The organism is Oceanobacillus sp. FSL K6-0118 (assembly GCF_038006665.1).
Classification (GTDB): Bacteria; Bacillota; Bacilli; order Bacillales; family Amphibacillaceae; genus Oceanobacillus; species Oceanobacillus caeni.
Genome location: NZ_JBBOVR010000001.1, coordinates 1,833,355 through 1,856,460, shown reverse-complemented (window position 1 = coordinate 1,856,460; position 23,106 = coordinate 1,833,355). Strand labels below are relative to the sequence as shown.

Genomic DNA, 23,106 nt, shown 5'->3' with positions numbered 1-23,106 from the left:
GTTAAAAGGTCTTATTTAACTGTTATTATTATTTCAAACTTTAGTTAACATGTCAATATATTTTTTCAATATAATGTAATACTTTTATAAAGGATTCTGGCGGCTCCACTTCAAATTCCATCCACTCATTCTTCCTTGGATGTTGGAACCCAAGAATTTTGGCATGAAGAACTTGACCATCTGTTTCTAATGTTTTTCTAGGACCATACTTTGGATCCCCTACAAGCGGGAAACCAATATATCTCATATGGACCCGTATTTGGTGTGTTCTACCGGTTTCTAATTGACATTCAATATGGGAATAGTCTGGGTAGCTTTGAAGTACTGTGAAATGGGTAACAGCTGGTTTTCCTTTATCAACAACCCCCATTTTCTGACGATCTTTAGGATCTCGACCAATCGGTGCATCTATTACACCTGTTTCATGTGGGATTTGGCCATGTACGATTGCTTCATATTTACGTTTAATCGTTTTTGAAGCCATTTGTTCGGATAAATTAGTATGGGATAGATCATTTTTAGCTACTACTAATAAACCACTTGTATCCTTATCTATACGATGAACAATACCTGGTCTTTCTACTCCATTAATACCTGATAAATCTTGGCAATGATAAAGGAGTGCATTAACGAGTGTACCTGTTTGGTGACCAGCAGATGGATGGACTACCATTCCTTTTGGTTTATTAACTACAAGCAAATCACTATCTTCATAAATAATATCTAAAGGAATATCTTCTGGTATTAACTCTAACGGTTCTGTTTCAGGGATTTCCCATGAAAGCTCATCATCAAGTTGACATTTATAATTTGCTTTTACTTGTATCCCGTTCACCTTTACATAACCATCTTGAATCCAGGACTGTACTTGGGAACGCGAATTTTCAAGGTTAAGTTCAGATAAAACTTTATCTATTCTTTTTTTAGCTTGCTCTTCTGTAATAATATGACGAAAAGAACTCATTTATTTGTTCTTCCTTTCTTTCTTTCATCAAGAATCGTAGCAATAATAACAAAAATAACACCGATTGTTAGTGCCGAGTCTGCAATATTGAAAATTGGAAAATTGTAATTTATTATGTAAAAATCAAAAAAGTCTACTACTTCTTTTCGAAATATGCGATCAATAAAATTACCAAGTGCTCCACCCAATATAAAGCTTAACCCTAATCCTAACCATTTATCAGTTTTAGCAAATTTATTCATGTAATATACGACAGCGATAATGACAATTACTGTTACAATATAGAAAAACAACATTTTCCCTTGTAAGATACCCCAGGCTGCACCTTGGTTTCGGTGTGACGTAAGGTAAAAAAAGCCATCGATGATAGGTATACTTTCACCGATTTCCATAGATCGAACTATAAGCCATTTTGTTAATTGATCCATTCCAATAAGGAAAAGAGCTATGATGTAATACCAATACATCTCATCATCCCTCGATTCTATACAAAGTTCTTTTTCATCTTATATGTTAATCCATTTATTTTCAAGTGTGAGAGAACCATCGTCGAATAGGATTAGAAAACTTGGCATTCACTATTAGGTTAGGTCCCTTAGTTATACTTATATAGACGTAAAGATTTTTATATCTTTCCTAACTGTTAAAAAATACTCTCCATAATGGAGAGTATTTTTATTTCCTTTATGCACTATAGTTCTCTTTAACAATACTTGCACAACGCGTACATAGATGTGGATGATCATGATCCTCGCCAACCGTGTCCGAGGAAACCCAACAACGTTCACAAGTTTCTGCAGGATGTTTTTCAACAAAAACATCCGTATAGCGATATTCCTTCGCATTTTCAGCGGATTCTGCAACAACTGCCTCTGATACAATTAACAGTTGATGTAAATGTTCCATAGAATTTAATACTTCTTTTGTTTCGTTGTCTTTCGGGACAATCGTTACCTTAGATTCTAAAGATTTACCAATCACTTTATTATTACGAGCTTCTTCTAAAGCTTTTAGTACATCATCCCTAATCTTCATAAATTGATCCCATTTTTCTTCATTGAAATTAGAAATTTTTCTTGGCTCAGGCATATCCGTTAATTGAACACTTTCTTCCTCTACTCCAGGAATAAATTCCCATACCTCATCCGCTGTATGCGGGATAATTGGTGAAAGTAGTTGAACTAAAGACTTAAGAATTTCATAATAACCTGTTTGTAAACTTCTTCTACGTTTATTATCTTTCGCTTCGATATATAAAATATCTTTTGCAAAGTCTAAATAGAAAGAACTTAATTCAACAGAACAGAAATTATGAATACTATGATAGATTGGAGAAAACTCGAATCTATCATAACTTTCACGAACTGAGGAAATTAATTTCTGTAGTCGGTTTAGCATATAACGATCCACTTCTTCTAAATCTTCTTCTTGAACAAGATCAGTCTTAGGATCGAAATCAGCTAAATTGCCAAGCATGAATCGGAACGTGTTACGGATTTTACGATAGCTTTCAGAGATTTGTCTTAATATATCATCAGAAATACGTACATCAGCTTGGTAGTCTACAGATGCTACCCAAAGACGTAAAATATCTGCACCATATTGTTTTAATACTTTAGACGGTAATATAACATTACCAAGAGACTTACTCATTTTACGTCCATCCCCGTCAAGAGCAAAACCATGACTTACGATGTTTTTGTATGGTGCATGTCCAGTAACTGCAACAGCTGTAGAAATAGACGAGTTGAACCAACCACGATACTGGTCACTACCTTCTAGGTAAACATCAGCTGGTCTTCTATGTCCCTCTCTATGAAGTAAAACTGCTTGGTGAGAAGAACCTGAATCAAACCATACGTCCATGATATCTGTTTCTTTCGTAAATTTACCATTTGGACTATGTTCGGATGTAAAGCCTTCTGGAAGTAAATCTTTCGCTTCTCTTTCAAACCAAACATTGGAACCATGTTCAGCAAATAATTTAGAAACATGATTAATCGTTTCGTCCGTAATAATCGGTGTCCCATCTTCCCCATAAAATACTGGAATTGGTACACCCCATGTTCGTTGACGAGAAATACACCAGTCTTCGCGATCACGGACCATATTATAAAGTCTTGTTTCACCCCAGCTTGGGTACCAGTTAATTTTCTTGATTTCATCTAAAATATCTTGTCTGAAATCTTTAATCGATGCAAACCACTGTGATGTTGCTCGGAAAATAGTAGGTTTCTTCGTACGCCAGTCATGAGGATACGAGTGTTTAATGAATCCTAGTTTTAATAGAGCCCCAGCCTCTTCAAGTTTCTCGGTAACAGCTTTATTAGCATCGTCGTAAAATAATCCCTCAAATCCAGGCGCTTCTTTCGTAAATACACCTTTATCATCTAATGGTGATAGAGCTTCTAAACCGTACTCTTTACCAACATAAAAGTCATCTTCCCCATGGCCTGGAGCAGTATGAACACAGCCTGTACCTGCATCAGTTGTTACATGTTTACCTAGCATTACAATAGAATCACGATCATAGAACGGATGTCTAGCTACTGCTCTATCTAAATCTTTTCCTTTAAAAGTTTTAACAACTTCTGGATTTTCCCAATCAAGTTCTGCTGCAACGGTTTCTAATAATTCCTGTGCAACAACGAAGCGGTTGTCTCCAACTTGTACACGAACATATTCTATATCAGGATGGAGACTAATACCTAAGTTTGCAGGGATGGTCCATGGTGTAGTTGTCCAGATAACAATTTTATCGCCTTCTTCAAGAACGCCTTTCCCATCTTGAATCGTAAAAGCAACATAGATAGAAGGTGATTTTTTATCATAGTATTCAATCTCTGCTTCGGCTAAAGCAGATTCAGATGAAGGGGACCAATAAACAGGTTTTAATCCTTTGTAAATATACCCTTTCTTAGCCATTTCACCAAATACTTGAATTTGAGCCGCTTCGAAATCTTTTGTTAAGGTCAGATAAGGATTATCCCAATCCCCACGAACACCTAATTGTTTAAATTGTTCACGTTGCCCATCAACTTGTCTTAATGCGTACTCTGCACACATTTGTCTAAATTCGGCGGTACTTAATTTTTTACGATCTACTTTTTTACCCTTACTTAAAGCCACTTCAATAGGTAAACCATGTGTATCCCATCCTGGGACATATGGTGCATGATAGCCAGTCATGGATTTATGACGAATAATAAAATCTTTTAAGATTTTATTCATCGCGTGCCCGATATGTAAGTTACCATTAGCGTACGGTGGGCCATCGTGTAAAACGAATGAAGGTCTTCCTTTCGTTCTTTCTTGTACTTTCTCATATATGTTATTTTCTTCCCACTGTTCTTGTCTTTTAGGTTCTTTATTTGGTAAGTTTCCACGCATTTTAAATGCTGTTTTCGGCATCAATAGCGTTTCTTTGTAATCCATTTGGTTTCCTCCTTATTTAGTTTGTCTGCTGAAAAGAAATAAACTTTAGCAAATGTCCTAATTCAATTATACATAGTGAAAGATTAATTTTCTTACCTGTTAAAAAAAGCCCTCTCAAATCCCAAAAAGGGACGAGAAGACTCGCGGTACCACCCTTATAAATTTAAAATAAACGTTATTTTAAATTCACTCAATTTCCGTAACGTGGAATAACACGTCCAAAATTACTTTGTTTCATAATGGATACTTTGGAGTGATGTTCTAAAAGCATTACTCTCTAGGCTTCCACCATCCCTAGATCGCTAAACAGTAATTTTGCCTTTATACTGTCTCCTTCAACGTATTTCAACTTTTTTAGCGGTTATTCAAAAAGTCCAGTTTCCTTTTTGAACACACATTTTTAAAACCTTTTTAAGAATTATATGTAATATATTCTTATTCGTCAAGATTTAAGATTTATTTTCAACTAATTCAAGCTCTTCGCTCATTTCCTCTGAAAAAAGCTTGTCCCAATCGTCGGTTTGAACTATTTCTAATTGCGCCTCAACTAACATCTTTAATCGTGTACGGAAAACTTTAGCCTGTTTTTTAAGTTCTTCCACTTCGATGGAGATTCGGCGTGATTTACTAAGTGCTTCGTTTATTATGCGGTCCGCATTTTTTTCTGCTTCTTTAATAATTAATTTGGACTCTTTGGTAGCACTGTTCTTTACTTCTTCAGCTGTTTCTTGAGCGACTAATATGGATTTATTTAAGGTTTCTTCTATATTAGTAAAATGACCCAATTTCTCTTCTAATTGGTTTAGCTTTTCCTGTAAATCTTTTTTATCTCTAATAACCATTTCATAGTCTTTAATAACTTGATCTAAAAACTCATTGACCTCATCTTCATCATAACCCCGCCAACTTTTTGTAAACTCTTTATTATGAATATCTAGTGGTGTTAATGGCACATTGGCCACCTCCTTAAAGTAAATAAAATACGTTACTAAAAATAGTTTAATCTAGTTTTATTATTCGACAAAAAATTCCTTTATCCTGCAAAAAAATATAAAATCACTTTAAAATAGCAATCGTTATTTTCCATTTTTCCTTTTTTGATTGACCATTCATTTTTACTATCTTACTTCTACCTTTACCACGGAGTGAAATTAAGTCACCTTCTTGTAATGGAAAATTAACTTCTTCCACAACCTTATAATTCACTTTAACAAGTTGCTTTTTTATACATTCAGCTGAATCTTTCCTAGAAATATGATAAATTTCCTTTAAAACTGCATCCAAACGTAACGAGGATACCGTTTTTTCGGATTCAGTCCATTCGTTTTTCATTTGAATGAAGTGAATTAACGGAATTTCCTCAAACGTTATGTTAGCTTTCTTGATAGAGTGTAAAGTTGTTAGAACATATGTAGAAATTTCTTTCGCTACTACAATTTGAATTTTTCCATTCCCTGCAAAAATGTCACCTAATTTTTTTCTTTTAATGCCTAATGACAAAAATGTTCCCATTACATCGCGATGTTCCAGGGTGATAAATTTTTCATGGTAGTTAGCTTGTAGCAGACTAAGCTGATAAGATTCTTGTGTAATTTCTTCATAAAATGGAGCAATAATCGCTCGTTTTCTTTCATTATGATTACTGCCACCGAAAAATGACAATTTCAAATCATCATGATTCGTTCCGATCAGCATTTCAATAATTTGTTGTTCTCTAGGGTCAAGGAAATCTGTTAATTTTGGGCTAAATGTTCTTTCAACTTGCTCTTTCCATGACAGGACTTGATCGATAAATCCATGTTCTTCTTTTCGAAAATGCTGGTATATATCCATTGTAAACTCCTAAAATCACATCATTTACTTTTTAGAATACGAACATTCTAAAGAATTCAAATAACCCTACTCTAGCCATATGCAAAACAAAGATTGCGATAATCGGTGAAAAATCTATCATCCCAAGCGGTGGTATGAATCTTCGAAATACTTCTAAATAAGGTTCGCAAATTTTACTTAGGAGTTCCCCAAAAGTAGATTCTCTTGCCCCTGGAAACCAGGACATGAAAATATAAATAATAATTCCCCAACTATATATATTGAGGGCTAAATTTAAAATTTGTAACAACTGATACATCTACTACCATCCTTTATCATAGTCATCTTCATTAATTAAAGTATCTGTTATCGTGCCAGATACATCAATATTTTCAGGTGTACATAGGAATGTTTCGGAACCTAGCTTTTGAATATCTCCATTTAAAGCATAAACAGTACCACTTAGGAAATCCACAATTCGTTTAGCTTGATTTCGATCAACCCTTTGTAAGTTTATTACAACAGCACGTTTACTTACAATATTATCTGCAATTTCTTGTGCTTCGTTATATGTTCTCGGCTCACAAAGAATTACTTTAGAATTAGGTTGCTGAATAGCTGCTAAACTAACGACATTTTGGTTTTTCTTTTGCTTTTCCACAAATTTATTTTCCGGAATTTCCTCTTCGTCTACATATTCGTACTCGTAGTCTTCTTCTACAAAGAAACTTTTCAGCTTATTTTTAATACTCAAGCCTTTCACCCCATTTTATTATTAGCAGATTGGAAAGTATAAAACTATCTTAATGCTTATCGTATTCACCAAGCTCTATCCAATGTTTTTAAATCAATTTCCAACTAATTTCGTTCCAATTCTTATATGGGTTGCACCTTCTTCAATTGCAATATCATAATCATTACTCATACCCATAGATAAATAATGACAAGGAGCGTGTGAGTAATTTTTCTGACTAATTTGATCCCTTAATTTTGCCAACCGTTTAAAAACTTCTTTTATTTTTTCTCTGTCTTTAATATGAGGTGCCATGGTCATTAAGCCAACGACATAGATGTTTTCGTAATTTTTAATTTCTTCAATAAAGTCTAAGACGTTTTCAGGTGCTAGTCCGTGTTTAGACTCTTCGCCGCTAACATTCACCTGCACAAAACAATTCACAGGTTTTTCGGATCTTTTATTTACCTCTTTTGCTAAAGATAGACGATCAAGCGAATGAAGATAATCTATTTTTTCAATAATGTCTTTTACTTTTCGAGTTTGTAATGTTCCAATAAAGTGCCATGTAGCCTTTTTGCCAATGACTTCATGCTTTTCTATAAATCCTTCATTACGATTTTCACCAAGATTTTTAATTCCTGCGTCAATTGTCTCCTCCGCTCGTTCTATTGTAACATATTTCGTTACACCAATAACCGTTATTTCATCTATTTTCCGATTACTTTTTTCACAAGCCAATTTTATATTTTCTTGAATTTCTTTTAAATTTGAAACTACATCCATTGTTATCCATAATCCCCCTAGTATTACGTGTTCAAAAAGGATCTCTCTTGTATTAAGATATAATCCCAAGGAAACCTAACATTCTCCCCGTTTTTCCCTTATCCCTTCGATGAGAGAAAAATAACGATTTATCTTTATAAGTGCAATAATTTGTCACATCTATATTATGACGTAATACGCCACTTTGTAAAAGGATTTCTACATTTAATTTCTTTAAATCTAATAAATACCGTTTATTTCTACTAGGTACTACACATTTTTGGCGAATCTTGTCTTCTATGTTGTCTATAACCTTTTCATCTACCTCATACATTTCTTGGGAAATAGATGGCCCAATTACAACTAAGAGATTCGATTCATTGACTCCCTGATCTTTCATGGCTTGTACCATTGACCTTGCCATTCCATTAACTGTCCCTCTCCATCCAGCATGTGCAATCCCAATCATTTCAGTAACGGGATCAAAAAAGAATAGTGGGACACAATCAGCAAAAAATGCGGTAAGTAGAATACCTTTATGACCAGTAATTAATCCATCAACCCCATGAATCGAATTAGAATAATCACGTGATCCTTTGCCTTTATCGTCTACTGTTATCAATTGTACTGCAGTATCATGTACTTGTTCACCAGCAACCCAATTTTCAAGAGGTATGTTTAACTTATTAGCTAAAGTTTCCCTATTTTTTATTATATCTTCTTGATTATCGGGAACATGCAATCCAAGGTTAAGTGACTGAAATGGAGGATCACTTACTCCTCCATTTCTAGTTGTAAAACCTACTATTAATTTTTCATTTAATTGACGCCATTTTTCAATTTGTAAAAAAGATTGGTCTTTTTGTTGAAAAACTTCAGACATTATTATCCTCCCGAAATCTTTTATTTGTTATATTTTATCATATCTTACTGAAAAGTTTGCTATTAAATGTCATTGGGTTAGTAAAAGCGGACCATTTGCTTCTCTAACTAATATAACATCTGTTCCGATACGAACAATCTGATTCCATGCAATGATAAGTTCATCCGATTTACTAAAAAAATTACCTTTTTTGTCTTTTACAAATAAAATGATTGCCTCAATTTTCCCGGTATTAGGATTAATTTCAAGGTCCGCTATATTCCCCAACCTTCGCCCGTCTTCCATTAGAATGACTTCTTTTAGTTGTAATTCTGTTAAAGTAACCATACAAATCACCCACCTTATTACACTATATGCACTGACAAGTATTTATATTAGAAAACTTGCCCTATAAGTAAAAAGCTCTTAGGAAACTAGCATCGTTCAGCGAAAGACGAAGGTGACTTGGTATTCCAACAATAAGTAAGTTATTTTCCCTAAACCATTAGAACTAAGGCATTCGCCATGCTTTTGGGCGAATGCCTTAGTTGCACTTATGTAGACGGGAAAGATTTTTATACTTTCCTACCTGCCAAAAAAGGAAGAGGTATTAAACCTCTCCCTTTTTATCCTTCAAACATCTGTTTATTCATTTGACTAATGGCTGCTTTTTCTAGCCTAGATACCTGGGCTTGTGAAATACCAATTTCATCAGCAACCTCCATTTGTGTTTTACCTTGAAAAAAGCGTTTATTTAATATCATTTTTTCTCTTTCATTAAGTTTATGCATACCTTCTTTTAATGAAAGCTTATCAACCCATGTAGAATCTTTATCTTTTTCATCACTTATTTGATCCATTACAAATATCGGATCTCCTCCATCATTATAAATAGGTTCAAATAATGACACAGGGTCTTGAATTGCATCCATAGCAAAAACAATGTCTTCATGTGGGATACCCATTTCTTCGGCAATTTCTGCTGGTGTAGGTTCTTTTGAAGTTTTATTAATCAACTTCTCCCTAACCTGTAAAGCCTTATAGGCAATATCTCTTAACGACCTTGATACTCTTATTGGATTATTATCTCGGAGATATCTTCTAATTTCTCCGATTATCATGGGAACAGCATAGGTAGAAAATCTTACATTATGTCCTAAATCAAAATTATCAATGGATTTCATCAATCCAATACAACCTACTTGGAATAAATCATCTACATATTCCCCACGGTTGTTAAACCGCTGTATTACACTAAGTACTAATCTGAGATTTCCATTTACTAGCTCTTCACGTGCGGAAATATCTCCGTCTTGTTGCATTCTGATGAATAATTTTTTCATTTCTTCATTGGTGAGTACTGGTAACTTGGATGTATCAACACCACATATCTCAACTTTATGTCTAGTCATATGTTAACCCTCCCAGATGGTGATGCTGTTCAAGGACAGTATCTCCCCCAGGGAGGGTTTTTATGCAGTAACAGATTTTTGAAATAAATACCAATTACTGTAAAACCTTTGTGAAATAAGGCTAAACCATTTTATTAAATTCTTTTTTCAGTCTCCTAATTATTTTCTTTTCTAAACGAGAAATATATGATTGTGAAATCCCTAACATATCAGCAACATCTTTTTGTGTTTTTTCTTCTTCTCCTATTAATCCAAATCTCAACTCCATAATCTGTTTCTCTCTATCATTCAGTTTGGATAAAGCGGTTTTCAATAAGGTCTTGTCAACATCGGATTCTAAACCTTTTGTAATAATATCATCGTCTGTACCTAAAACATCGGATAATAATAATTCATTTCCATCCCAATCAATATTAAGAGGTTCATCAAAAGAAACTTCTGATTTTAATTTATTGTTTCTACGTAGATACATTAAAATTTCATTTTCTATACATCTCGATGCATAAGTTGCCAATTTAATATTCTTTTCTGGGTTAAATGTGTTAACTGCTTTAATCAGTCCAATAGTACCTATACTGATTAAATCCTCAATATTTATGCCCGTATTTTCAAACTTTCTGGCAATATACACGACTAATCGTAAATTTCGTTCTATTAGAATAGAACGTGCTGACTTATCCCCTTTTGGTAATAGCAAAAGTAATTCTTGCTCCTCCTGTTTAGATAGGGGTGGTGGCAGTGCTTCACTTCCTCCTATATAATAGATTTCGTCTGATTTAAGCCCCAAACGAATCAGTAGTTTATACCACTTTAATCGTAAATGTAATCGTAGCTTCCAAAATTTCACACCTTATCTCCCCTTTTTATGCAGTATTAATGGTAGCTAATTGAATAATTTGAGGATGAAGTAAACAATGATAACTATTATCCTTCGTAAGCTCCGCAAATTGAATCCCAATTAATAGTTTGCGAGTTTTAATTTGTTGTTCTCCATAATACACAATTAAGTGTTCAGGTCGTAACGCGAAAAGAAACATATTATTCCCTTGTACTCCTTGATAAGGAAGAACTTGAATACTACTTTCCCAATCTTTAGGAATCTTTTCCATATCAAATGTTTCATACGCATTTTTCAAACTAAGCCATTCTTCTTCTGTAAACCATTTTTTTAAAAATATTTGATCACAAATAATAACTGGCTTTTTCGATAATGGATCTACTAATTGATTTCCACTATCAATATATCCCATAGTCGAAAAGCTTTTATCCTTCATTTTAATGGATACAGAATAAAGTTGATCATAACGAATTTTTTCAGAAGCATGCTTGTCCATACGTTTCTTCGTAAAATACCATACGCAAGGGAACCCAATGAACACGAATAGCCAACTTACCGGATCACCATAACCATTGTTATACGTAATGAATCCACTAGAAGACATGGATATTGGATTAGAAAATAGAAAATGTAACCCTACAAGTCCACCTCCAATAGCAAAGGTCGTAAAATAAAACAATAAAACTAGTTTAGAAAAACGATAAATTGTTATAAAACCAAAAGAACAAAATATAATAAGAAGAGAATATATAATTTTTCCAATCAAACTAGTAATAAAGGAATTTGGATAAAATAAAGTTATTGGAACAATTAAAGAAGCAATGAATGCTCCAAGAATAACTCGTCTTGTTTTAGTATCATCTCTTGCTAGGGCTTTAGTTAATAAAAGTAACATGAAATCTAAACAGAAGTTGAGTGCCCAAACCGCATCTACATATATTTCCATTTTATTCTTCCTTCTATAAAAGATGGTTTCTCCTTAACATTTAATTTTGTATGTTCTAATTGGTTAGATTTACTGAAAAGTATATCTGATATATTAAGCAAAGTCTGTCACTTCTTGTATGCAGAACAAAGCTAATTTTAACTAGTTATCGAAAAGTTTGTCGGAGGAATGAAATAAGTAGGTTTAGAAGGAGCATATGGGTCCTTCATCCAAGGGTAGTCGGTCTCCCTCCTACCTTCTTTGTTTCCTTGGAGGCCTGAGATGGGAGTCTTACTGCCCATTTATGTGGGATAAAAGAAATGTCGAAGGAAAGTTTATTGAATGAACATAAGCGAAAGCATCCTTACAGGCTTAGAACGCAACACCTGTACTCACACATCCTGTGCTTCGTAGCGATGTATGTAGGTGTAGAAAATCTTGCTAGTCCCTGGAGCTAGAGCTGGGCGTAGCATTTCTTAAGAATAGATCTAATAAGCTAAATTTCCCTATAAAAAAAGCAAACGAGTATAAGTCGTCTGCTTTTTTTATAGGGAATTTATCTTCTATTTCGATTTCGATTTCTTAAAAATGTTGGTATATCCAGTTCATCGTCTTCTTGGATTCTTGGACGTTGAACTTGCTCTCTTTGTTGTTGCTGTTGTTGTTGGATAGGCGCTTCTTCTTTAGTTGCTGCATGTTGTTTTTGATTTAAGGTTGGACGTTGTTGCTTAGATGGCATTTCTGGCTTTTTATTCAACTCATCAAAACCAGTTGCAATTACTGTAACAACAATTTCATCATTTAAATTCTCATTAATAACGGAACCAAAAATAACATTTACTTCCTTATCCGCAGCAGAAGTTACTAAATCAGCGGCCTCTTGTACTTCATATAGGCTTAGGTTTGTTCCACCAGTAATATTCATTAAAATACCGTGTGCCCCATCGATTGAAGTTTCTAATAAAGGTGAAGAAATTGCTTTTTTCGCAGCCTCTGTTGCACGTGTTTCTCCTGTTGCGATACCAATCCCCATTAATGCCGAACCTTTATCGAACATAATTGTTTTTACATCTGCAAAGTCAACGTTAATTAAACCTGGTTTTGCAATTAAATCTGAAATCCCTTGAACACCTTGTCGTAATACATTGTCAGCTTCACGGAAAGCCTCTAACATAGGTGTGTTTTTATCAACAATTTCAAGCAAACGATCATTTGGAATAACGATTAACGTATCAACAGCATTTTTTAGAGCTTCAATACCAGAAATCGCCTGGGTCGAACGTCTTCTGCCTTCAAATGAAAAAGGTCTTGTTACAACTCCAACCGTTAAAGCTCCTAAATCCTTTGCAACTTGTGCAATAACCGGAGCGGCACCTGTACCTGTTCCACCACCCATACCAGCAGTAACAAATACCATGTCCGCACCTTGTAAAACTTCCTCGATCTGTTCTTTACTTTCTTCAGCTGCTTTCTTACCAACTTCAGGATTCGCACCCGCTCCTAATCCTCTAGTAAGTTTACCGCCAATTTGAATTCTTAACTCGGCCTTAGATAAATTAAGTGCTTGAGAGTCTGTGTTAACAGCTATAAATTCAACACCTTCCACACCGTGTTCAATCATTCGGTTAACAGCGTTATTACCGCCGCCGCCGACACCGATAACTTTTATCGTCGCTAATTCATCCATATTTGTATCAAACTCTAACATTTTCGTTCCTCCTAATTTCTACGCAAATCTCACGAGTTTTATAGATTTAAACATTCAAGAGTTTAATCAAAAAACCATTTGAATAAACTACTAACTTTCCCACTTTCTTTTTTCTCTTTCCTTTTCGGTTGCTCAGTATTTGCTTGCTTCGTATGACGTTTAGGACTAGGCTCGTCCATGTCATTTCGAACAGCTGGGTATAATTCTTTACCTTGAATTTTTGCGTTTCGGTAAGCAAATTGTAGAATTCCTACTCCAGCTGTAAACTGGGGTTCTCTAACACCGATATAATCCGGAATTGCAATACGAACATTAGAATGGAATAAATCCTGAGCTAATTCCAATACACCTGGCATTGCCATTGTTCCTCCAGTTAACACGTAACCTCCCGGTAGTTCCTGATATCCCATTTTACGAATTTCACGTTCAGCAAAAGCATAAATTTCTTCCATTCTTGCTTCTATCATATCAGAAATTTCCAGCTGATTGTATGTTTCTCTTTGATTACTTCCGATCACAGAAACCTCAAAAGTTTCATCTTCTTGTGCATCATCATAAAAGGCATGACCATAATTTAATTTAACATCTTCAGCCTCTTCAGTCGTAGTACGTAAACCAATGGATATATCTTTGGTAATATTATTTCCACCAAGGCTAACAACACTTGAACCTTGTAAATAATCATTTTCAAAAACGGAAATGGTAGAACAACCACCACCAACGTCGATTAAAGCTACACCCATATTTTTTTCATCGGGTGAAAGTGCTATCGTACCAGTGGCAAGAGGTTGTAAACAAATATCCAATACTTCTAAATTAGCACGTTCCACGCATTTAAGAATGTTATGTAAAATGGTCCTTGAACAAGTAATAATCGTTCCTTCCATTTCTAAGCGAACACCGATCATCCCTCTTGGATCAGTAATCTCGTCTAATCCATCTACTATAAATTGCTTAGGTATGACGTCAATAATCTCACGCTCTGGTGGAATGGAAACTACTTGTGCACCGTCAATTACTCTTCTAATGTCTTCATCCGTAATTTCACGATCTTCACTTTGAACCGCTACAACACCATGACATGGCTGTAAATCGATGTGGTTTCCGTTTATACCAACAACAACCCCTTCGATATGCATGCCAACCATGCGTTCAGCTTGTTCGACAGCATTTCTGATGGATTGCACTGTTTGATCAATATCAACAACTGCACCTTTTTTCATTCCATTAGATTTTGCTGTACCTACACCAATAATATTTAAAGAATCATTTAAAACTTCTCCAATTATAACTTTAATTTTTGATGTTCCTATATCAAGACTTACTAGTATTTCACTATTATTCAAAGAAAGGCACCTCCAAATTCAACACATCCATACAAAATGGATCATATAATTGTACATTTCATACAATCCTACTTTCATTGCTTAGGAAATTATAAAATTTATGACTGCGGATAACTAGTTGTTAAAGAACAGCCACGTCCGGCTCCAGCGCCCAGCGACTAGCGAGACTTCCTTCACCTCCGTACGATAAAGAAGACTTGCCGATGGTGAAACCAGAGGCTTAGTCGCACTTATACCCTTGCGGTGAAAGTCAACATCGACTTACTCCGTTCGTCGTGTTTCCTTTATCTCCTACGGCTCAGTCCAGTCCGTACGTCGCTAAACGGGCGCTTCCGCCTTTGTTCATTCGACTAAAATAGATATATATAGGTACTATTTCCACAAAAAAAACTGGATTCCTTTAAATTTCAAGAAAAATATTCCTATATACATATATTTTAATAGATTGAAAGATTATTCGTTAAATCAAATTTTTAGAATTACTTTGGGCTTTTTAGAAAAACTCACAATCGCTCATTCTTAGTGTACAAAATAGAATCTTATTCTTCTGTTTCATCCGTTTCTTCAGACTCATCATTAAAAGATTCAAAATATACACCCACACCAATATGGATAATCCCATCAACACCTGGTTCTAATTGAGAAACTATCGAAGGATAAACTACCATTTTCTCAGAAAAATTTCGAATCGTTCCATCAACTATGTATCCATCTGTCATAAAAAGTTGGATTTTATTTTTATTATTGTCAGTTGGTTCCCAATGAATTTCAGAGATGAGATTTGTTATATTTTTGGGTAATTTATTTAATTCTTCAGCCATCCGTTGTAAATACTCATCCTCTGTAAAGCCGATTAACATTGGTGAGTTACCATGATATGTATCCTGTCCTTCTTGCTTCAATGATACCCCATTAGCTAAAATTGGATAGTATTTCCTTTCTTCTTTTACATAACCAACTACATTATGTTCTGTTATTTCAATTGAAACAGTCCAAGGAAGCTTACGATTAACTTCTACTTCATTAACGATAGGATTTGTTTTTATTGCCTTTTCAATGGCATCAAAATTAACCATCCAAATATTCGTTTTAGCAGTAATTTCAGATAAGTTTATTATTTCCTCATCCGTTGTATGCACATTACCTTGAACATTTATTGTTTTAACATGACTTAATGGTGATTGCAAATAAACAATAATTGAAATCAAGAAGAAAAAGATTGATAGATAAAAAATCAAACGTCGGTTAGCTTTTTTCTTACGGGCTTGTTTTAATTTGGGAATTCGATCCTCAATTGAAACAATATTTTTATTACTCATCCCCATTTCTTCCTTTTTCAGAAATTAAAAGAATAAAACGGCATAAATTATGCCGCCTTTATTCAGTTACATGAATTATATCATAAAATATAGATAAACATATAGTGTCCAAGCATTAGATTAGCAAGTTTTTTCTCATATTTAATGGGTAATATTTTCCATTTTTGCCATTCCCACTATATTTTAGAATAAATACTAATGTTTAATAATATTCCAACGGAACAAAGGGTTAAAGTTAATGAAGACCCTCCGTAACTAAGGAAAGGTAATGTTATACCTGTAACAGGTATTAATCCAATTACTACACTTATATTAATCATTGCTTGTACAGCTAACATCGAGACAATTCCTAAAGCTAATAATCTTCCGAAAAGATCTGGAGCTTCTAATGAAACTTTAATCCCTCTCCATAAAAGGAGTAAAAATAATAGAATAACAAAGGTGCCGCCGATAAATCCTAATTCTTCTCCCACAATAGCAAAAATAAAGTCATTTTGTGGTTCTGGTAAATAGAAATATTTTTGCAAACTATTCCCTAATCCAAGTCCCATCAACCCCCCAGGCCCAATTGCATAGAGGGATTGAATAATCTGAAACCCATCACCTAATGGATCTTCCCAAGGATTTAAAAAAGCTGTTATTCGATTAATTCGATATGGGGCTGAAGCAATCAATCCAACCAATCCTAATACTCCTAAAGCAGCTAGTCCAATAAAATGAGATAGTCTGGCACCTGACACAAAAATCATAATCATACAGGTTAAGACCAGTACCATTCCAGTCCCTAAATCTGGTTGAAGCATAATCAAACCAAAAGCTGTAAAAACTAATAATAAAGATGGTAAGAAGCCTTTTTTAAAAGATGTAATGTACTTTTGTTTCGTGGCAAGCATATTAGCTAAGAAAATAATTAATCCTAGTTTCATAAACTCAGATGGCTGTATACTAAATGCCCCAACTCCAATCCAACTTTGCGCTCCACCACGAATTAATCCTATTCCTGGTATTAATACAAGTATTAGTAAAGCAAAGCATACAATTAATAGAATTTTCGAGTAGTTTTTCCAAGTGCTATAAGGTATAAACATAAAGAAAAACATAGCGAAAACTCCCGCACCAGCAAATAATAACTGACGTTTTAAGTAAAAAAACCCATCACCAAACTTATACTCTGACCAAACATGGGACGAACTGTAAACCATCACTACACCGACAATTAACAGTGCTATAATAACCCATAATAGAATGTAATCTGGTTTACTTTGATCGTTTAGACGTTTTTTAAACAAAAAAACACCCCTTTGACTAAAATATAGACAGGGGCATTTTTGAACATTCTTATTATTAATTTAATATACAAGCCCCTCTAAACTAGTTTATGCACGGCTTGTATAAACATGTCTCCTCTTTCTTCAAACGTTCGATACTGATCCCAGCTTGCACAAGCTGGTGATAATAGTATAACATCTTTTTCATTTGAAATTTCAAAAGCTTTGCTGACCGCTTCTTTGACATCTTCCACTTGTAAAATAGTTGAAATGCCATTTTCTTCAGCTATTCTTCTTAATTTATCTTTCGTTTGACCAAATACAACCATAGCTTTTACATTTTTCAAATAGGGAGCTAAATCATCGAACTCATTTCCTCTGTCCAACCCACCAGCAAGTAAAATGACAGGCCTCTCGAATGAAGATAAAGCCTTTTGAGTAGCTAATATATTGGTTGCTTTAGAATCGTTATAAAATAAACGACCATGAATATTATCTACAAATTGTAATCGATGCCTAACACCTTGAAATGTAGTAAGAACTTTGATAATTCCTTCATTTGTTGCACCTTTAAGTTTCGCTGCCGCGACTGCAGCTAAAATATTTTCAAGGTTATGATCACCAACTAAAACAATTTCATTTCGTGAAATTATTTTTTCATTTTTAAAATAAATAAATGTATCGTCTAGCCATGCCCCATTTTCCATTTTATTTTTTATGGAAAATGGAACGAGCGTAGATTTAAGGTTTTTCACTTCTGAAGTAATAATTGTATCATCAGCATTATATACTAAAAAGTCCTCTTTTGTTTGGTTTCTGAAAATATTAAATTTCGCTTGTTTATAGTTGTCAAATGTTTTGTGATAATCTATATGTGCTTCAAATATATTCAATAATACTGCAATATTTGGTTTGAACTTTTCAACACCTTGTAGCTGAAAAGATGATAATTCTAATACTAATGTTTCCTCATCCTCAAGGTTTTCGGCGACTTCACATGCAACAACGCCAATATTTCCAGCAACTTTAACTGGTCTTCTGCTTTCTTCCAACATTTTAGTTATTAAAGTTGTTGTTGTCGTTTTTCCATTGGAACCAGTAATTCCAATAATAGAATCACCTGCAAGCATATACGCAATTTCTACCTCAGTGATTACAGGAATATTTCTTTTCCTTGCTTCAACAATAATTGGATTATCATAATGAATCCCTGGATTTTTTACAATGATTTCTATACCATCCAATACGGATAATGGATGTGAACCTACTACTACTTCTGCACCAAGATTCCTTAATTCCTTTATTATTGGATCATTTTTTTCTGTTTTCATATCATTAATACGAACACGTTTATCGTGGTTCAACAATAAATTAGCAACTGCCGTTCCACTTTTTGCAAGTCCTAAGACTAAAATATTTGAATAAGGAAAATCCAATACTTTTTTCAATTTAAGCCCACCTCAATATATACGCCAAGCACAGCAAAAACAAGCCCAACTAACCAAAATGTTGTTACAACTCTCCATTCGGACCAGCCTAATAATTCATAATGATGATGTAATGGACTCATTTTAAATACTCTTTTACCAGTTGTTTTAAATGAAATTACTTGAATAATAACAGATAAAGTTTCTAATACGAAAATTCCACCAATAATAACAAGCAAGATTTCTGTTTTTGTTAATATAGCAATTGCTCCAATAGCTCCACCTAATGCTAATGAACCAGTATCACCCATAAATACTTTTGCTGGATGTGCATTAAACACTAGAAAACCTAGAAGTGCTCCAACAACTGCTAGAGAAAAAATGGAAACCTCCGTAAATCCACCTATGATAAGTGTAAGTATTGCATAAGCCCCAAAGGCTATCGCCGCAGTACCCGCTAATAAACCATCTAATCCATCTGTTAAGTTTACAGCATTAGAAGCTCCAACTAAAATAATAATAATAAAAATTGCATAAAACCAACCAAAATCCCACTGAATGTCTGTACCTGGAATTTGAATGTCTGTAGAAAATCCTTGTCCTTTGAGTATAAAGAAAAATATAAGTGCAATAACAATTTGTCCTAACATTTTTTGTTTCGAAGTTAGACCTAAATTACGCTTCATCGCAACTTTAATGAAATCATCCAAAAAACCTAATACTCCATAGCCAAGCAATACAAAAATTAAGAGCCAAAATTCATAACCAACATGATTTCCAAGTACTTTATATACCATAATAATGGAAGTTATGACAATACCCAATACAATCATAACGCCACCCATTGTAGGGGTACCTGTCTTTACCATGTGGGATTTAGGTCCTTCTTCTCGTATACTTTGGCCAAATTTCAACCTTCTTAATAATGGGATGAAAATGGGAGATAAAAGGACGGTAATTAGAAATGCTATTGCTATCGTTACAAATATTCCTGTTAAATCCATTGTGTTTCCTCCTCTTACATGGACCGTCCAAACTAAAACTTGATCTTTTTACCTTTAAGAGGTTGTTCAAAAAGTCTGGTGAAATTGACATGCCTCGTGCAAATGGGAAGGCGTGAGTTGGGCGCAAAGCTCATCTTTAGTCAGCCTTCCTTTAAAGAAGTCCGTTGGCGATTGTGGAAATTCTACTAAGACTGTCCACGTCCCGCGAGCAACGTAGAAGTCCTTTTCATCCTTCTTTTTGAACACGCACTTTAAAAATTAATTAATTAACTCATTTACAAAGGATTCGAATTTTAATCCTCTTGATGCCTTAAATAATACTAATGATTGATTATTTAAAAATGGTTGTAATGCTTCCATTAATTCTTCTTTTGTGTCAAAATGGGCGGTTTTAATTTTATTACCTTTATCTTTTTTAACTTTATCTGAAATTACCTTTGACATCGTACCAAAAGTAAATACTGTAGTAATTGGCTCACCAATTGCTTCCGCTACAGTTTCGTGTAACGATTTGGAAAACTCCCCTAATTCAAGGACATCCCCAAGAACTAAAACCTTATCTTTAAACCCATTCAATTCCTTGACAACTTTAATAGCAGCCTTCATGGAAGTTGGGGATGCATTATAAGCATCGTTTATAATTGATACTTCGTTTTTACCTTTTAATAATTCAAAACGCATAGAAGTGTGTTGTACGAATTTCAACGCTTGTTGTCTTTGCTTCGCATTAATTCCAACACAGTATGCTAATGCAATGGCATAGCATGCATTCTTCGCATGATGCTTCCCTAGTAACGGGATATGGTAAGTGGCTCCATCTGATAATTTAAATATAGTTTCCTTTGAAGTTACTTTGGAATCTTCAATTTTAAAATCATTACGTTCTTTAAAACCACATTTAATAACTTTAGGCTTTTGATGTAGTGATTTTAGGAGCTCTTCATCACCATCAATGATGATGGTTCCATTATCTTGCAAACCGTTAATAATTTCCATTTTTGCTTTTGCAATACCTTCCCTAGAACCGAGGAATTCAATATGGGATTCCCCTATATTCGTTATGATAGCAAAATTAGGTCTTGCTATTTGGGATAATAAATCTATTTCACCAAAATTACTCATTCCCATTTCTAATACAAGTACTTCCGTATCCCTGCTCATGGAAAGAATAGTTAACGGGAGACCAATGTGATTATTATAGTTACCTTTTGTGGAGTGAGTAATATATTTAGATTTCAAAACAGTTGTCACCAAATCTTTTGTGGTCGTTTTACCATTCGAACCCGTTATACCTACAACTATTGGATTGATTTGATCACGGTAAAGACTTGCAAGTTTCTGTAAAGAAGGTAATGTATCCTTCACTAGAAATACCGGAAAATCTCTAGGTAGAGTAGAAGGTAAATCCCTATCCTCATTCCAAAATAAAGCAACGGCACCATTTTCAACCGCCTGTTCTGCGAATTGATGACCATCAAAGTGTTCCCCAACAATCGGGACAAACAAGGAATCTTTGACTTCTTTTCTACTGTCTGTTGTTATTTCTTTAATAGCTGTTTCTTTATTTATGTTTCCCTGATTTTTAGGAAACCATTTGGACAAATCTTCTAATGTAAACAACATATGCATTACCCCTTAGCGATTATTGCGCTTTTTGCTATAACCCTGTCATCAAACTCATACTTGGTATGACCAATTTGTTGATAGGTTTCATGGCCTTTTCCAGCAATTAATATAATGTCATTTTCCTTCGCATACTGAATCGCCTTATTAATTGCTTCTTTTCTATCCACGATGACTTCATATTCATCTTCACCGTTTAACCCCTTCGTCATATCATTTAAGATGGAAACAGGGTCTTCCGTTCTTGGATTGTCGGATGTAAAAATTGCAAAATCCGAGTATTCCATGGCAACCTTGGCCATTAAAGGACGCTTCGTTCGATCACGGTCTCCACCACAACCTACAACAACATATATATCATTTTCCGCAAATTCTTTCACAGTTTGTAATACGTTTTCTAATGAATCGGGTGTATGTGCATAGTCAACAATAACCGTAAAGTTTTGCCCTGCATCAACTACTTCAAAACGACCATCGACTCCATTTATGCTTTCTAATGCTTCTTTGATCACTTCTAAAGAAACATTTTTAGCTATTGCAGCCCCAGTAGCAGCTAACATATTATAGACATTAAACATCCCAATTAATTTACTCTTGATTACAACTTCACCAATCGGAGTTACTAATAAAAACGACGTACCTGCTGCATCTAGCTGGATATCTTTAGCAACTATATCAGCTTCTTGACGACAACTATAGGTTAAAATAGGTTGTGCAGTGCTTCTCTTTAATAATCCAGCAGAAGAATCATCCGCGTTAATAATGGCAAATTTTTGCTTTTCTTGATTAAAGTTGTTTCCTAGTTGACTAAACAAGAGACTTTTTGCACGTAAATAATCATCCATATCTTTGTGATAGTCAAGATGATCTTGAGACAAATTAGTAAATATGGCAACATCATAATCACACCCATGAACTCTACCTAAATCAAGTGCATGAGAAGACACTTCCATTATGGCTTGATTCACATCTTCATCAACCATCTTCTTAAAAAAACGTTGGAGTTCAAGAGCATTTGGTGTTGTGTTTTGAGTTGGAAAAGCATTTTCACCAATTTTCATTTGAATGGTTCCAATTATGCCTGTTTTCTTCTTGTCATGGTTAAATATTTTTTCTAGTAAATACGTAACAGTAGTTTTTCCATTTGTTCCTGTCACACCAATTAGTGAAAGTCCTGTAGTTGGATAATGATAAAACTTAACCGCAAGCATAGATAAAGCTCTTGCAGTATCATTAACCATAATAATAGGTACATTTGCTTTTACTTCTTTTTCGGCAATAATTGCAACTGCACCATTATTTACGGCTTCTTCAACATAGTCATGTCCATCCACCGTGAACCCTGAAATACATACAAATAAATTCCCAGCACTCACTTTTCTAGAATCCATTTCTATTTCTGTTATTTCAATACCATCAATATTAACTTCTGTTTGATAAAACGGTATAGTCGTGAGCAAATCTTTTAAATACATTTTTCGTAACATCCTTTTTAGTTTTAGTATCCTACGTAAGAGATAATAACATCCCAAATATATGTACGTTATTCCATACATTTTTTTAGAGGGTGTTGGCACCCTCTAAAAAAATTATTTTATCACCATTTATTGTAATCAAAAAGAATAAAAACAAAATAAATGGGAAATCATATTAATTTATTATAAC

21 protein-coding genes and 1 other annotated feature are annotated in these 23,106 nt (G+C 34.3%); all 21 genes read right to left on the bottom strand.

Annotation, left to right across the window (positions count from 1 at the left end; all coding sequences use genetic code 11):
- Window positions 1-52: 52 nt before the first annotated feature.
- Window positions 53-964 carry an RluA family pseudouridine synthase gene (locus MHI02_RS09610; protein ID WP_047186348.1) on the bottom strand — a complete coding sequence of 304 codons (912 nt, stop codon included), beginning with the start codon at window positions 962-964 and terminating at the stop codon, window positions 53-55.
- Entirely contained in the window at window positions 961-1,431 is a 471-nt protein-coding gene (lspA, locus tag MHI02_RS09605) for a signal peptidase II (protein WP_047186349.1), read from the bottom strand. The genes MHI02_RS09610 and lspA overlap by 4 nt, the downstream gene beginning before the upstream one ends.
- A gap of 217 nt (window positions 1,432-1,648) precedes the next feature.
- Window positions 1,649-4,399 (bottom strand): isoleucine--tRNA ligase, encoded by a 2,751-nt coding sequence (ileS, locus tag MHI02_RS09600; protein WP_047186350.1) that lies wholly within the window; start codon window positions 4,397-4,399, stop codon window positions 1,649-1,651.
- A gap of 124 nt (window positions 4,400-4,523) precedes the next feature.
- Window positions 4,524-4,747 (bottom strand) — a binding site (T-box leader).
- Between the two features lie 101 nt (window positions 4,748-4,848).
- Window positions 4,849-5,352, bottom strand: a complete 504-nt coding sequence (locus MHI02_RS09595) for a DivIVA domain-containing protein (RefSeq protein WP_047186351.1) — start codon at window positions 5,350-5,352, stop codon at window positions 4,849-4,851.
- A 103-nt stretch (window positions 5,353-5,455) separates the two neighbouring features.
- Window positions 5,456-6,232, bottom strand: a complete 777-nt coding sequence (locus MHI02_RS09590; protein ID WP_047186352.1) for a YlmH family RNA-binding protein — start codon at window positions 6,230-6,232, stop codon at window positions 5,456-5,458.
- A 31-nt stretch (window positions 6,233-6,263) separates the two neighbouring features.
- Window positions 6,264-6,530 (bottom strand): YggT family protein, encoded by a 267-nt coding sequence (locus MHI02_RS09585; protein WP_047186353.1) that lies wholly within the window; start codon window positions 6,528-6,530, stop codon window positions 6,264-6,266.
- Window positions 6,531-6,533: 3 nt separating this feature from the next.
- Window positions 6,534-6,965 carry a cell division protein SepF gene (locus MHI02_RS09580; RefSeq protein ID WP_047186354.1) on the bottom strand — a complete coding sequence of 144 codons (432 nt, stop codon included), beginning with the start codon at window positions 6,963-6,965 and terminating at the stop codon, window positions 6,534-6,536.
- 93 nt (window positions 6,966-7,058) lie between these two features.
- Window positions 7,059-7,730 (bottom strand): YggS family pyridoxal phosphate-dependent enzyme, encoded by a 672-nt coding sequence (locus MHI02_RS09575; protein WP_047186418.1) that lies wholly within the window; start codon window positions 7,728-7,730, stop codon window positions 7,059-7,061.
- Between the two features lie 52 nt (window positions 7,731-7,782).
- Window positions 7,783-8,592 (bottom strand): peptidoglycan editing factor PgeF, encoded by an 810-nt coding sequence (gene pgeF / locus MHI02_RS09570; protein ID WP_047186355.1) that lies wholly within the window; start codon window positions 8,590-8,592, stop codon window positions 7,783-7,785.
- A gap of 69 nt (window positions 8,593-8,661) precedes the next feature.
- Window positions 8,662-8,919, bottom strand: a complete 258-nt coding sequence (locus tag MHI02_RS09565) for a YlmC/YmxH family sporulation protein (RefSeq protein WP_047186356.1) — start codon at window positions 8,917-8,919, stop codon at window positions 8,662-8,664.
- Between the two features lie 278 nt (window positions 8,920-9,197).
- Window positions 9,198-9,983: an RNA polymerase sporulation sigma factor SigG gene (sigG, locus tag MHI02_RS09560; protein WP_047186357.1), complete on the bottom strand. Its 786-nt coding sequence runs from the start codon at window positions 9,981-9,983 to the stop codon at window positions 9,198-9,200.
- A gap of 121 nt (window positions 9,984-10,104) precedes the next feature.
- The gene (gene sigE / locus MHI02_RS09555) at window positions 10,105-10,830 is read right to left on the bottom strand and encodes an RNA polymerase sporulation sigma factor SigE (protein WP_047186358.1); all 726 of its coding nucleotides are present in this window, start codon (window positions 10,828-10,830) and stop codon (window positions 10,105-10,107) included.
- A 16-nt stretch (window positions 10,831-10,846) separates the two neighbouring features.
- Window positions 10,847-11,767, bottom strand: a complete 921-nt coding sequence (spoIIGA, locus tag MHI02_RS09550) for a sigma-E processing peptidase SpoIIGA (RefSeq protein ID WP_047186359.1) — start codon at window positions 11,765-11,767, stop codon at window positions 10,847-10,849.
- A gap of 535 nt (window positions 11,768-12,302) precedes the next feature.
- The gene (ftsZ, locus tag MHI02_RS09545) at window positions 12,303-13,454 is read right to left on the bottom strand and encodes a cell division protein FtsZ (RefSeq protein WP_047186360.1); all 1,152 of its coding nucleotides are present in this window, start codon (window positions 13,452-13,454) and stop codon (window positions 12,303-12,305) included.
- Window positions 13,455-13,516: 62 nt separating this feature from the next.
- Window positions 13,517-14,800: a cell division protein FtsA gene (gene ftsA, locus MHI02_RS09540; protein WP_341165859.1), complete on the bottom strand. Its 1,284-nt coding sequence runs from the start codon at window positions 14,798-14,800 to the stop codon at window positions 13,517-13,519.
- A 539-nt stretch (window positions 14,801-15,339) separates the two neighbouring features.
- On the bottom strand, window positions 15,340-16,119 hold the full coding sequence (locus tag MHI02_RS09535; RefSeq protein WP_047186362.1) for a cell division protein FtsQ/DivIB: 780 nt from the start codon (window positions 16,117-16,119) through the stop codon (window positions 15,340-15,342).
- 176 nt (window positions 16,120-16,295) lie between these two features.
- Complete coding sequence (gene spoVE, locus MHI02_RS09530) at window positions 16,296-17,408, bottom strand: stage V sporulation protein E (protein ID WP_204797810.1); 1,113 nt, start codon at window positions 17,406-17,408, stop codon at window positions 16,296-16,298.
- A 77-nt stretch (window positions 17,409-17,485) separates the two neighbouring features.
- Window positions 17,486-18,835, bottom strand: a complete 1,350-nt coding sequence (murD, locus tag MHI02_RS09525; protein ID WP_047186364.1) for a UDP-N-acetylmuramoyl-L-alanine--D-glutamate ligase — start codon at window positions 18,833-18,835, stop codon at window positions 17,486-17,488.
- Entirely contained in the window at window positions 18,832-19,818 is a 987-nt protein-coding gene (mraY, locus tag MHI02_RS09520) for a phospho-N-acetylmuramoyl-pentapeptide-transferase (RefSeq protein ID WP_047186365.1), read from the bottom strand. The genes murD and mraY overlap by 4 nt, the downstream gene beginning before the upstream one ends.
- 258 nt (window positions 19,819-20,076) lie before the next feature.
- On the bottom strand, window positions 20,077-21,441 hold the full coding sequence (locus tag MHI02_RS09515) for a UDP-N-acetylmuramoyl-tripeptide--D-alanyl-D-alanine ligase (protein WP_047186366.1): 1,365 nt from the start codon (window positions 21,439-21,441) through the stop codon (window positions 20,077-20,079).
- Between the two features lie 5 nt (window positions 21,442-21,446).
- Window positions 21,447-22,916, bottom strand: a complete 1,470-nt coding sequence (locus tag MHI02_RS09510; RefSeq protein ID WP_047186367.1) for a UDP-N-acetylmuramoyl-L-alanyl-D-glutamate--2,6-diaminopimelate ligase — start codon at window positions 22,914-22,916, stop codon at window positions 21,447-21,449.
- Between the last annotated feature and the right edge of the window lie 190 nt (window positions 22,917-23,106).